This is a genomic window from Thalassospiraceae bacterium LMO-JJ14 (assembly GCA_021555105.2).
Classification (GTDB): Bacteria; Pseudomonadota; Alphaproteobacteria; order Rhodospirillales; family Casp-alpha2; genus UBA4479.
Genome location: CP134604.1, coordinates 1082570 through 1095542 on the forward strand (window position 1 = coordinate 1082570; position 12973 = coordinate 1095542).

Here is a 12973-nt window from a genome sequence, read left to right on the forward strand (position 1 = left end):
AAAAGCCGGGCGGGCGGAGTAGGTTCCTGCCAACCCCGGCTTTAGCCGGTTCAGTATATGTCCAAGAGGGTGCGATCGACGCTATGAAAGCTTCGCAAATCGGTATTCAGGTTCTTCGTGAAATGCCTTCCGACGCCGACGATCTGGCGGCGGCATGGCTGATCCGCGGTGGTTACATCCATCGCCATGCGTCCGGGATTTTCACGTTCGCGCCGCTGATCTACCGGGTGGAGAAAAAAGTCTCCGACATCATCAACGAGGAAATCACCCGTTTCGGCGGTATCCAGGTGCGGTTCCCGTTGCTGCAGAGCGCCGAAATCTGGAAACAGTCCGGCCGCTGGGCGGTCTATGAACACGCCAACCTGATGTTCCAGTCGGAAGACCGCCGGGGCCGTTTGTTCGGACTCAGCCCGACGGCCGAAGAGGTCGCCTGCGATCTCGGCAAGCATTTGATCCGCAGCCCCAACCAGCTGCCGCTCAACGTATTCCAGAACCACATGAAATTTCGTGACGAATTGCGCCCCCGCTCGGGTCTGCTGCGGTCGCGCGAATTCATCATGATGGATGCCTACTCGTTCGACATCGACGAAGACGGCCTCGACCTGTCGTATCGCAAGATGCGCCAGGCCTATCACGCGATCTATAAGAAAATGGGTTTTGATTACATCGTCGTGCAGGCGGATTCCGGTGCCATCGGCGGCTCGGCCTCCGAAGAATTCATGGCCGTTTCCGAGGCCGGCGAGGATACGCTGCTCTATACCGATGAAGGCTACGCCGCCAATCTCGAGCGCGCCATGAGCGAAGCCCCGGCACCCGTGAAGGCCGAAGACGGCGAGATGGAAATCATCGACACGCCGGACAGCGAGACGATCAAGAAGGTCGCCGACTTTGTCGGCGTGCATCCGTCCGCCGTGCTCAAGACGCTGGTTTTCGATCTGGTCTATCAGGGCCGCGTCGAACAGGTGGTGGTGCTGATCCGCGGCGATTGCGACGTCAACGAAGTCAAGCTGGGCAACCATTTCGGCGCCATCGCCGCACAGCCGTCCGACGCCGACACGGTGCGCAACGTGACCGGCTGCGAGCCCGGTTACGTCGGCCCCATCGGCATCAAGGCAGGCGCGAAAATGATCGCCGATACGACCATCGCGGGCTTGACCAGCCTCGTTTCCGGCTGCTGCGAAAAGGATCGTCACGCGATCCGCGTCTGCCCGGGCCGGGATTTCGAGATGCCCGAGGTCGTCGATCTGCGCACCGCGCACCCGGGGGAAATTGCGCCCAACGGTCAGCCTTTGCAGCAGTGCAAGGGGATCGAGATCGGCCACGTCTTCAAGCTCGGCACCAAGTATTCCGAGCCCCTGAATGCGGGGGTCATCGATTCCAATCAGGTCTTCCAGAACTTCCACATGGGCTGCTACGGCATCGGCACGACGCGCATCCTGCAGACCATCGTCGATCAGAACTGCGACGCCGAGACCGGTATCAAATGGCCGGTCGTGCTGGCGCCGTTCCACGCGCACCTGATCCCGGTGAAGGCGGATAATCCGGAAATGATGCAGGCCGCCGAAGACATGGGCGCCAAGCTTGAAGCGCTCGGCTGCGAGTGCATCGTCGACGACCGCAAGGGCTCGCTCGGCTCGAAGCTGAAAGATGCGGACATTCTCGGCATGCCGTTGCGGGTCGTGTTCGGCCGCGATCTGGCGGACGGCAAGGTGGAAATCTACAACCGCCTGACCGACGAAAAAGACATCGTCCTGATCGATGACGCCATCGAGCGGCTCGCCGGGTTTGTCCGAAGCGAACTCGATGCCGCCGACGCACGCCGCGATGCGGTGGTCGACGAAGGGGTTTAGTTTCGCGGGTCCTGGTATGGATTAATCCGTCACCCCGGCGTAGGCCGGGGTCCAGGTCTGCCGTTCCATCACAGGCCGTGCCGATTGCACTGGATTCCGGCCTTCGCCGGAATGACGGTATAGAGTGCTGGAATGACGGCTTCCTGGATTGCCTATTTCGCCTCCGCCAACAACCGGTATGAATTGCGGCGGTCTTCCTGGGCATGGGTCCAGGTCAGGACCACGGCTTCGTCGATGCCGAGTTTCCCAGCCAGCGTTTCCAGTTGCTGATAAACGCTTTGCCCGGTGCCGATGATGGCGCCGGCACGCAGCTCGGCGATGCGGGCTTTCTCGCCCTGGGTGTATTCGAAGCCTTCGATGCTGTCCGGTGACTGGATGGGGAGAAGATCGCCCATCTCGCGCCGTACCTTCCAGTGTGCGCGTGACGTGAACAGGCGCTCGGCGTCGGCGTCGGTTTCCGCCGCCAATGCCCAGACACAGACATTGGCGATGGGGTCGGGATAGCGTTCGCTGGGCTGGTAGTTGTCGCGATAGACCTGAAACGCGCGTTCGACACCGCGCCCGTCGGTGATGAAATGCGCAAAGCAATAGGGCATGCCGAAATGCGCCGCGACCCGGGCGCCGTAATCGGACGTGCCGAGCATCCACATTTCCGGCGCCGTCTCACCCTGGGGCTGGGCTACCAGCCCGTTGAAGGGATGGCCGGCGATCAGCGGTTCGCCGGTGACCCAGGCCATCAGATCGCGGACGTTGGCGGGGAAGTGCTCGGCATCTTCGTGGGCGTTGGGGTTCAGCGCAAAGGCCGTCTTGCCGTCCGAGCCCGGCGCGCGGCCGAGACCGAGATCGATACGCCCCGGCGCCAGGGCGTCGAGGACGCGGAACTGTTCGGCGACTTTCAGCGATGCATAGTGCGGCAGCATGATCCCGGCGCTGCCGATACGGATGCGTGCGGTTGTCTGGGCGATCGCCGCCATGACGATTTCCGGCGCCGAGCCGACGATCGTCGGATGGTTGTGGTGCTCCGACACCCAGAATCGTTTGTAGCCTAGATCTTCGCAGTATTTCGCCAGCGCCACGGTGTCGCGAATGGCCTGCGCCTGAGGGACGCCGGCGGCGGCGGTCGACTGGTCGAGAACGGAAAGGGCGACCATCAGCCGGCCGCGTCTGCGTCTTCGAAGGCTTTCTTGACGTGGCGCATGCTGTCCAGCGCCGCGGGCAGGCCGCAGTAGATCGCGGTCTGCAGCACGGCCTCGACGATTTCCTCGCGGCTCAGGCCGTTGTTCATCGCGCCTTTCAGGTGCACCGCCAACTCGTGCGGCCGGTTCAGCGCCGTCAGCATGGCGATGTTCATGAAGCTGCGGGTGCGGCGGTCAAGCCCGGGCCGCGTCCAGCACGCGCCCCAGCCGTACTCGTTGACCAGATCCTGCAGCGGTTTCGTCAGTTCGTCGGTGGCGGCGACGGCGCGGTCGACGTATTCATCGCCCAGCACTTCGCGGCGTACCTTCATGCCGGCATCGTATTGCGATTGATCCATGAGTCCCTCCCGTGTGTTCGGATTTGCAGGGCAGCATACCCGACCGTCGCCCGGCGGCAAGCGGCGCGAGGGCTATTGCGGCGGCGGTGCCGTGGTGCCGCGGACCATGATGTCGGTCGGCAGTTCGTTGCGGGGCTCGGGCATCTCGCCGGCAATACAGTCAAGAAGGTACTCGGCGGCGCGTTCGCCCATGCGGCGGCTCGGGACATGCACCGTGGTCAGGCCCGGCGACAGGTGCTCGGCCAGCGGCAGATCGTCGAAGCCGACGATGGAAACATCCTCGGGGACCCGGATGCCGAGGTGCTGGGCTTCCAAGATGGCGCCGACGGCAAGCACATCGTTGCCGCAGAAGATACCGCTCGGGCGGTGTTTTTTCGGCAACCGCATCAGGGTGCGAAAGGCATCGCGGCCTTCGCTGACTTCGTAAGGTTTTTCGATCAACGCGTCAGGCGCCAGCTCGATGCCGCGGGCATGCAAGGCCGTCCTGACGCCGATGACGCGTTCGCGTGCCCGGTCGTTGCTGTCGCCAAGGCCGGCGATGACGCCGATCCGCTTGTGGCCGAGATCAAGAAGGTGCTCGGTGATGCGCCGTGCCGCCCCCGGATTGTCGAAGCCGACGCAGGGATATGCGGCATCGGGGGCATAGGTCCATGTGGTGACGAACGGGCAGTCCTGGCGCGACAGCATGGTCAGGGTGTCGGCGTTATGCTGGCTGCCGACCAGAATCATGCCGTCGACACCGCGTTCGATCAATGCCTGCACCTGTTCGTATTCATGATCCAGATCGTAATTGGTGACTGCCAGCAAAAGGGTGTAACGGGCTTCTGTCAGTCGGTTTTCGACGGCATTGACGCCGCTGGCGAAAATTGCGCTCTCAAGGGTCGGGATGACGGCGCCGATGGTGTGCGAGCGTGCCGACGCCAGTGCCCGTGCCGCACCGTGGCGGACATAACCAAGGGCGCGGATCTGCGTCTCGACCCGTTCGCGCAGGATAGGGCGCACATCGGCGGGGCTGTTCAGCACCCGCGACACCGTTGCCGTCGAGACGCCGGCGGCGGTGGCGATATCCTGCAGGTTGGGGGTGTTCGGATGCTTGTCCGGCATGGGGAACCCTGATGCTCCAGAACAGAATTGACTCTGCAAATTGATAATGCGATGCTGCAATTCTTGTAAGCGCTTACATTTTTGATGCAAGATATATTTTGCGCGGAGAGCAGAAGCATGCAATAATGGGATGTATAGTCTCATTATTGAGATTTGTAAGAAGAGGCAGGCAATGCCCGATAAAAAATCCCCGGGTACGGGGCGATTTGGGAGGTTTAATGTTGGGGTGGGGAGTCAAAGACTCTGATGCCATGGGGACCGGTACTTGGCCGGCCTTTTCGCATCGCGCCTTCTTCCTTCTTTCGGTTTTACTTTCCAATCCCTGTTTGACGATCCCTAGCGCAGGCCCGGGCGGATTTTCTCTGCGCACTAGGCGGAACCAAAAACGACAGCAATTGGAGGAGACGATTTATGTTTCGTGTAAGTAAAACCATCAAGGGGCTTTGCGCTGCCGCGCTCGCGGTTGCCTTTGTCTCGGCGCCCGGCATTGCCGACGCAAAGACCAAAATCCGCGTTCAGTCGGTGATCCCGGCTAAGGCCGACGAAGTCTTCATGTTGAACGATTTCGCAAAGGACGTGAAGGCTTTGACGAGCGGCTCGCTTGAAATCGAAGTGTTGCCCGCTGGGGCCGTCGTGGGTGTTAAAGAAACCCTCGACGCCGTTGATAGCGGTTTGATCGAAGGCGGGTTCGCATGGACTCACTACTGGTCCGGTAAGCACCCGGCGGCCATGCTGTTCGGCTCGCCGGTTGCAGGTGCCGGTGTCGGCATCGACAACATCGCCTTCGTTTCCTGGTTCCAGTACGGCGGCGGTAAAGAGCTGTACGACCAACTCTGGAAAGAAATGGGCGTCAATGTGAAGGGCTTCATGCTGCAGCCGGTCGGTCCGGAAGCGCTCGGCTGGTTCAAAGAGCCGATCAATTCCATGGACGACTTCCGCAAGTACCGCTTCCGCACGCCGCCGGGCATTCCGGGTCAGACCTACAAAGACATCGGTGTTGCCTCCGTCGCCATGGGTGGCGGGGATATTCTGCCGGCGCTTGAAAAAGGCACGATCGATGCTGCCGAGTGGTGCTGCCCGAAACCGGACAGCGTGTTCGGCTTCCAGAAAGTGCTCAAGCACTACTATCTGCAAGGCCTGCACCAGGTCGTCGTGAACGCCGACATGTATATCAATGGCGACGTTTACAACAAACTCTCGGCTCTCGAGAAGAAAGCCCTCGAAGTTGCAGCCAATGCATCGCTCTCGAAGGCTATGTCTTATCGGATCTACGAGAACGGCAAGGCCCTCAAGGACCTGACCGAAAATCACGGCGTGCAGCTTCATGATACCCCGGCCGACTATTTCCCGGCGTACATGAACGCGGCGAAAGCTGCCCTCGAGAAGAATGCGGCCGAGAACGCATTCTTCGCCAAAGTCTGGCAAAGCCAGAAGGATTTCGCAGCGATCGCGGTTCCTTTCTGGGCTGGTGCCCAAGCGTCAAATGCGAGCCTGGGTAAGGCGTTCGCAGACAGCGTGAAAAAGAAGTAAGACCAAATTGGGAGGCGGGGCCGTCAAGGCCCCGCCTTTCTCTTTAAACATTTCAAAATGATAACGCCGAATTTATCGGGTGGGGGGCATCATGGCCGACAAAGTCGAGATGGATAAACTTGATACGACGGACGAATTGATCGCCGAAGCGCGCACGGAAGCGCCGGGCGAGACGCCGGAAGACATGACGCCCTGGCAGCGCCCGATCACGGCCTCCATTGATGTTCTCAACCTGTGGGTAGGCCGCATCATCTGCGTTCTGATGATCCCATTGGTTTTGGCCATTGTTTACGAAGTTTTCTCGCGCAATGCGTTCGCGGTATTGACAGAGATGGACATGAACGACGTGGCCATTTCGTGGGGACTTGGTCCGACTTTATGGGTTTACGATATCAGCCGAATGCTGGGCGGCGTCATATTTATGGCAGCGTCCGGTTACGCATTGATGCGCGGTGTTCATATTCGCGCCGACTTCTTGTATCGAAACTGGTCCCCCAAGACGCAGGCGACCGTCGATGCAACGCTGTATTTGGCACTCTATATTCCTGCAATGTTGTTCTTTACCTGGGTCTCGGCGGAGTACTGGTACAAGGCATTTGCCATCGGTGAACAAGCGAGTGACTCGACGTGGGCGCCGATCTTATGGCCGGCCCGTCTTGCGATGCCGGTGGGCGGTTTTCTGCTTCTTTTGCAAGGCTTCCCGGAACTGTTTCGCGCATTCCATAAAATGGGCAAGGAACGCGAACGGCTCTTCCTGCGCGTACTCCCTCTTTATGGCGTTGCCTTGCTTGTGTTGGTCGGTGCGGTGTTCTTCCCCGATGTTGTGCCAATCACAGACTGGTGGAACGAAACGTTTAACCACGAGGGACAGGTCGACATTTCTAAACCGGTAATCGGCCTCATCATGCTCGCGGTGATGCTGTTCTCGATCTTCGTCGGTTTTCCGATTTCCTTCACCCTCATTTTCCTCGGGTTCGCCTTTGGGACTTGGGGTGCGAACTTCAAACTCGCCACATTCCTTATGGCCCTGCAAACCAATTCCGTGATGCTGAGCGACCAGTTGGTTGCGGTTCCGCTCTTCATCTTGATGGGGATTGTGATGGAGAAAGCCGGATTGATGGAACGTTTGTTCCAGGCCGTTCAAATGATGATGAGCCGGACAAGGGGCGCGCTATTCATCGCCATCCTGTTCGTGTCGACCATCTTCGCGGCCGCAACGGGCATCGTCGGCGCATCGGTCACGATCCTCGGGATCATGGCTGCGCGCACGATGAACCGCTCTGGGTATGATGTGAAACTCGCCGCAGGGACGATCACAGCGGGCGGGACGCTCGGTATTCTGATCCCGCCTTCGATCATGTTGATTGTCATGGGGCCGGTCCTCGAGGTGCCTGTCACGGATTTGTTCCGCGCGGCGATCATCCCCGGCATCATGCTCGCGGGGCTCTACATGCTGTATGCGCTCGGACGGTGTTTCATCAATCCAAGCCTCGGCCCCATTCTGCCGCCGGACGAGCAGCCTGAAACGTCCAGCTTCTATCTGCTCGAAGTGGCGATGGTTATGGGCGCGCTCGTCTTCCTGATCTGGCTGATCACGCATGGGATAACGAACGGCTTCGGCTTCCCCATGGGTGCGTTGATTGTTCCGTTCGCCTGGATTGGCGTGATGTGGGCCGTCTATAGGTGGCTCGGGAAAACACGCCCCGGTGGCTTCTATTTCTCGGACCTTTGGTACGAGTTTTTCATGGGCCTCGTGCCGCCGACCGTGCTCATCGCATTTGCGCTGGGCTCAATCCTTGCCGGTTGGGCGACACCTGCCGAAGCTTCGGCCTGCGGCGCATTCGGTGCGGTGCTTCTATCCATGCTTTATGGCAAGTTTTCGATCGAGGAGCTTTATAGCGCTTTGATCAAAAGCCTGGAGATCACGGTTCTGATCATGTTCCTGGTGGCGGCGTCGAACTTCTTTGGGGCCGTGTTCTCGAACCTCGGTACGCCAACGATGCTGACAGAGCTTCTACTGACGCTCGATATGTCGCCCGTTTTTATTCTGATCTTGATCATGGCGTTGATCTTCCTGCTCGGATGGCCGCTGGAATGGGTGCCGATCGTCCTTATTATCGTTCCCATCCTGGTCCCGACGGTAACGTCGCTTGATCTTGGATTTGAGAACCAGAACGACTTGTTGATCTGGTTCGCGATACTTGTCGCTGTCAATTTGCAAACGGCATGGCTGAGCCCACCCGTTGCGCTTTCCGCATACTTCCTGAAGGGCGTTGTCCCGGAGTGGGACCTGCGCGATATCTATTTGGGAATGATGCAGTTCATGGTGATCCAGCTGATTGGGCTCACGTTGATCTTCGTGTTCCCGCAAATTGCCTTGTGGCTTCCTAACTATATTTACGGAAATTAGGGGGCGTGAGTGACGTATACCATTCGATTGGATGAGCTTCTCGTCTGTCGGCACTTACAAGAGGACCAGGAAAAATGACCCGCGAGTACCTTAAGAAAGCCACGTTGACATCGCGCTCGGATTCTAGCGAAACGGCTGAAATCGTTTCCACGATCCTTGCCGAGATTGAAGCGGGCGGTGAAGAAAAAGCGCTCGAGTATGCCGCGAAGTTCGATAAGTACGAGGGCAATATCGTACTGTCGCCAGAAGAGATCGAAGCCGCGGGGGCAAAGCTTCCGCAAAAGCTTAAGGACGATATTCTCTTTGCTTACGACAACGTCCGCCGGTTCGCGGAAGCCCAAAAGAACACGGTTGCGGATTTCGAGTACGAGATAAATGAGGGACTGATTGCCGGACAAAAAGCGATACCGGTATCCGCCGCCGGCTGTTACGTGCCGGCGGGGCGGTACCGCCATATCGCCAGCGCCATCATGACGGTGACGACGGCTGCTGTCGCCGGGTGCCAGCATATTTCGGTTTGTTCCGCGCCTCAGCCTGAAACGGGCGTCGATCCGGGGGTCGCTTATGCGGCGCATGTTTGCGGCGCGGATACGATTATGGCCATCGGCGGAGTGCAGGCTGTGGCGTCCATGGCGTTCGGCTTGTTCGGACAGCCCAAGGCGAACATCATTGTCGGTCCGGGCAATCAGTTTGTCGCTGAGGCAAAGCGCATGCTGTATGGCCGTGTCGGCATCGACATGATCGCCGGTCCGACGGACAGCTTGATCCTGGCCGACAAGGATGCCGATGCCCATATCGTTGCCACCGATCTCGTTAGCCAGGCGGAGCACGGTTACAACTCACCGGTTTGGCTGGTTACCGACCATCGGCCGTTGGCTGAGGATGTCATGGCCCGTGTGCCGGACCTTATCGCTGACCTGCCGGAACTCAACCGTGGGAATGCAGAAGCGGCATGGCGCGATTATGCCGAGGTGATTGTCTGTTCAGACCGCGAGGAAATGGCCAGAACGTCGGACGAATATGCGCCGGAGCATCTGACCGTTCAGGCGGATGATCTGGATTGGTGGCTGGGTCGGTTACAATGTTATGGGTCGCTGTTTCTCGGCGAAGAAACCACTGTCTCTTATGGGGACAAGGCTTCCGGGACCAACCATGTTCTGCCAACCTCGGGAGCAGCCACGTATACGGGCGGCCTCAGTGTCCACAAGTATATGAAGATCGTGACCTGGCAACGGGCCACCCGCGAAGGCGCCAAGAAAGTTGCCGAAGCGACCGCGCGGATTTCGAGACTGGAAGGGATGGAAGGCCATGCACGGGCTGCGGATGTCAGGCTTGCCAAGTACTTCCCAGGTGAAAACTTCGACCTTACAGCCAAAGGATAGTTTGGCGTAGGGCACGGAAAATCAAAGGGAGCAACGATGTATCAAAAGGTCCTAGTACCCATGGCATTGGACCATGGAATTTCACCACAGACTTTGGAGATCGCCCGGGCACTTTTGTCGCCGGGAGGGTCGATCGTCGCCCTGCATGTATTCGAGGTGCCGAAGGGTTCGGTCTCCGCCTATGTTGGTGACGATGTCATCCAAAAGGGTTTCGATAAGGCAGCCGAGATTTTGCGGGAGAAGGTCTCTCATCTTGACGGTGTCGTCACAGACATCATTCGCGGAGAAGCCCATCGCAAGATCATCGATTACGCCGTCGAGCATGGTTGTGATTGTATCGTCATCGGGTCCCATAAACCGGATATCACTGACTACTTTATCGGTTCGACCGCCGCGCGGGTGGTCAGGCACGCGCCCTGCGCAGTCCATGTGCATCGCGACTCCTGACGGTGTGGCAGGATCGGTGATTGCACCTGGCTGAAGCGTTGCTGGCTGAAATAGTCTTACGTCATCCTTGAAGGGATGGGATTGGAAAAACGACCTATGCCGTCGCAATTTGATCTTACTGGTTCTGTCGCTCTGGTCACCGGCGCATCTTCCGGCATCGGCCGGCGCATGGCCGGTGCGCTGGCGGGGGCCGGTGCCAAGGTGATACTTGCCGGTCGGAACGAAGCGCGTCTTGGCGAGGCGCAGGCGTCGATTACAGAGGCAGGCGGCGCGGCAGAGACCGTGACCGCCGACCTGAACGACAAGGCCGTCATCGACGATCTGTATGCCCGCGCCACCGCACCGTTCGGGGCGCCGACGATCCTCGTCAATGCGGCGGGCATAAACCTGCGTGAACCGTGGGCCGAGATCAGCATGGAAAGTTGGGACAGGACCATTCACCTGAACCTGAGCGTGCCGTTTTTCCTGGCCCGCGCCTGTGTGCCGGGGATGGCCGATAAGGGCTATGGCCGGATCATCAACATCGCATCGCTGCAAAGCTACCGGGCGTTTGCCAACTCCATGCCGTATGGCGCGTCGAAGGGCGGGGTCGTGCAATTGACCCGCGCCATGGCCGAAGCGTGGTCGAAGGATAAAATCAACGCCAACGCCGTTGCCCCCGGGTTTTTTCCGACCGAGCTGACTCAGGCGGTTTTCAACAATCCGCAACTCGTCGCGCACAATGCGAAAATGACGGCCATCGGGCGCAACGGCGAACTCGCGGACCTTGACGGCATAACGGTATTTCTGGCCTCGCCCGCGTCGGCCTACATCACCGGCCAGACGATCCCCGTCGACGGCGGCTTTACCGCCAAGTAGGAGGCTTCGATGAAAGCACTCGTCTATACCGGTCCGAAACAGATCGTCTTTCAGGATTCCCCGGACCCCGAAGCCGAAGCAGGCGATGTCCTGATCGAGGTCGGTGCGGTCGGCATTTGCGGATCGGACATGCATGCCTATCTCGGTCATGACGAGCGCCGTCCGGCGCCGCTGATCCTGGGACACGAGGCCGCGGGCGTGGTCCGTGGCGGCATGCATGACGGCAAGCGCGTGGTCGTCAATCCGCTGGTGACATGCGGGGTGTGCCGCGATTGTCTGTCGGGCCGCGAGAACCTGTGCGCCAAGCGGGAAATCATCTCGATGCCGCCACGCCAGGGCGCGTTCGCCGAAAAGATCGTGATCCCGGCGCGCAACATGATCGAGGTGCCGGAAAATCTCGACCTGACCCATGCCGCGCTGGCCGAGCCGCTGGCGACGTCGTGGCACGGGGTGGCGCTGGCCGACCGTCACGCGGCGAGGCCGCTGGCCGAAGCCCGTGCACTGGTCATGGGATCGGGGGCCGTCGGGCTGGGGGCGGCACTGGCGCTCAGGGCCTTCGGCTGCTCAGACGTGACGGTTGGCGAAACCAACGAATTGCGCCGCAAGACGGCCTTCTCGCAGGGCTTCGACAAGGTCGTCGATCCCACTGTTGACGGCGCGCTGGATGCGGGCTTCGCCGATGTCGTCATCGATGCGGTGGGCAACAAGCATACCCGCGCCGCGGCGGTGCGTTCGGCCCGGCCCGGTTCGGTGATCGTGCATATCGGCTTGGGCGATGGGACCGACGGCTTCGATGCCCGGCGCGTAACGCTGCAGGAAATCACCTTCGTCGGCGCCTACACCTATACCATGACGGATTTTCGCGCCACGCTGGCGGCGATGGCGTCAGGCGCGCTCGGCGATCTCGACTGGATCGAGGCACGCGGCCTCGAAGACGGTATTCAGGCCTTCGACGACCTGCTCGAAGGCCGCACCGGGGCGGCCAAGATCATCCTCCACCCGGCTTCTTTGTAGGTTCTAATCCGTCTCGAAAGCCTTGAAGGCATCGCCGTAACCGCCGTGCCAGCGCGACAGCGCCGGACGGTTTTCGGTGACGTCGCCGGCGCTCCACAGGATGCGGGCGCGGTCCATGCCCGGCGTCACTTCGCCGTCGGGGCAGACGATATAGAAATCGCCGTTCTCGATCCGGGGCATCATCACGTCGACGACCTGTTCGGGCAGCCACGCGCCGGGTTTGTGTTCGCGGTGCCCGGTGGTTGTCCAGCCGGGGATCACCAGATGCGCCGAGACGTTCGGATTATCGCCGTTGCGCAGTTCGTGTTGCAGGCTTTCCGTGAAGGATTTGATCGCCGCCTTGGTCAGGTTATAGACGGTGTTGCCGGGCGGATTGGTGATGCCCTGTTTGGAGCCCATGTTGATGACGTATCCCGGCCGGCCGCTTTCGATCATCCCGGGTACAAAGGCCCTGACGCCATGAATGACACCCCACAGGTTGACGTCGACGGTGCGCCGCCAGTCATTGAGGTCATCCCAGAAACCGGGGCCGACACGGCTCACGGCATTGTTCATCAGGACATCGACAGGGCCGAACCTGCCGGTGACGGTGTCGCGCAGTTTGCTCATCTGGCCCAAGTCGGCGACGTCGGCGCTGACGGCCATGACGTGTTCCGGATCGGCGGCGGCTTTGCGGACGACGTCCAGTGCGGCATCGAAATCTTCGGACGCCAGATCGGCCATGCAAACCCGCATGCCGAGAGCGGCGAAACGGTGCGCGGCGGCACGGCCGATGCCGAGCGCGGCACCGGTGATAACGGCGGTGTTGCCGGCCTTGAAAAGGGTTTCGGGCATATGGACCTCC

Annotated in this window: 11 protein-coding genes; 7 read left to right on the plus strand and 4 right to left on the minus strand. The window is 60.1% G+C overall.

What is annotated here, in order from left to right:
* Positions 1 to 83 precede the first annotated feature (83 nt).
* Positions 84 to 1850: a proline--tRNA ligase gene (locus L2D14_05295; protein WNK00841.1), complete on the plus strand. Its 1767-nt coding sequence runs from the start codon at positions 84 to 86 to the stop codon at positions 1848 to 1850.
* Between the two features lie 152 nt (positions 1851 to 2002).
* Here the strand turns inward: L2D14_05295 and L2D14_05300 are convergent, their stop codons facing one another.
* The 3 genes from L2D14_05300 to L2D14_05310 form a co-directional block, all read right to left on the minus strand.
* On the minus strand, positions 2003 to 3001 hold the full coding sequence (locus L2D14_05300) for an LLM class flavin-dependent oxidoreductase (protein ID WNK00842.1): 999 nt from the start codon (positions 2999 to 3001) through the stop codon (positions 2003 to 2005).
* Positions 3001 to 3384 carry a carboxymuconolactone decarboxylase family protein gene (locus tag L2D14_05305; protein ID WNK00843.1) on the minus strand — a complete coding sequence of 128 codons (384 nt, stop codon included), beginning with the start codon at positions 3382 to 3384 and terminating at the stop codon, positions 3001 to 3003. The genes L2D14_05300 and L2D14_05305 overlap by 1 nt, the downstream gene beginning before the upstream one ends.
* Positions 3385 to 3456: 72 nt before the next feature.
* Positions 3457 to 4488, minus strand: coding sequence for a substrate-binding domain-containing protein (locus L2D14_05310; GenBank protein WNK00844.1), 1032 nt, complete (start codon positions 4486 to 4488; stop codon positions 3457 to 3459).
* A 411-nt stretch (positions 4489 to 4899) separates the two neighbouring features.
* Between L2D14_05310 and L2D14_05315 the strand changes: the two genes are divergently transcribed.
* From L2D14_05315 to L2D14_05340, 6 genes are all read left to right on the plus strand, one after another.
* Entirely contained in the window at positions 4900 to 6018 is a 1119-nt protein-coding gene (locus L2D14_05315; protein WNK00845.1) for a TRAP transporter substrate-binding protein, read from the plus strand.
* A 91-nt stretch (positions 6019 to 6109) separates the two neighbouring features.
* Positions 6110 to 8428, plus strand: coding sequence for a TRAP transporter large permease subunit (locus L2D14_05320; GenBank protein WNK00846.1), 2319 nt, complete (start codon positions 6110 to 6112; stop codon positions 8426 to 8428).
* 74 nt (positions 8429 to 8502) lie between these two features.
* Positions 8503 to 9810, plus strand: coding sequence for a histidinol dehydrogenase (hisD, locus tag L2D14_05325; GenBank protein ID WNK00847.1), 1308 nt, complete (start codon positions 8503 to 8505; stop codon positions 9808 to 9810).
* Between the two features lie 36 nt (positions 9811 to 9846).
* A complete protein-coding gene (locus L2D14_05330; protein ID WNK00848.1) occupies positions 9847 to 10257 on the plus strand; it encodes a universal stress protein in 411 nt (136 codons plus the stop codon).
* A gap of 96 nt (positions 10258 to 10353) precedes the next feature.
* Complete coding sequence (locus L2D14_05335; GenBank protein ID WNK00849.1) at positions 10354 to 11115, plus strand: SDR family oxidoreductase; 762 nt, start codon at positions 10354 to 10356, stop codon at positions 11113 to 11115.
* Between the two features lie 9 nt (positions 11116 to 11124).
* Complete coding sequence (locus L2D14_05340; GenBank protein ID WNK00850.1) at positions 11125 to 12129, plus strand: alcohol dehydrogenase catalytic domain-containing protein; 1005 nt, start codon at positions 11125 to 11127, stop codon at positions 12127 to 12129.
* 3 nt (positions 12130 to 12132) lie between these two features.
* On the opposite strand, the gene L2D14_05345 is transcribed toward L2D14_05340, so the two are convergent.
* Positions 12133 to 12963: an SDR family NAD(P)-dependent oxidoreductase gene (locus tag L2D14_05345; protein WNK00851.1), complete on the minus strand. Its 831-nt coding sequence runs from the start codon at positions 12961 to 12963 to the stop codon at positions 12133 to 12135.
* Between the last annotated feature and the right edge of the window lie 10 nt (positions 12964 to 12973).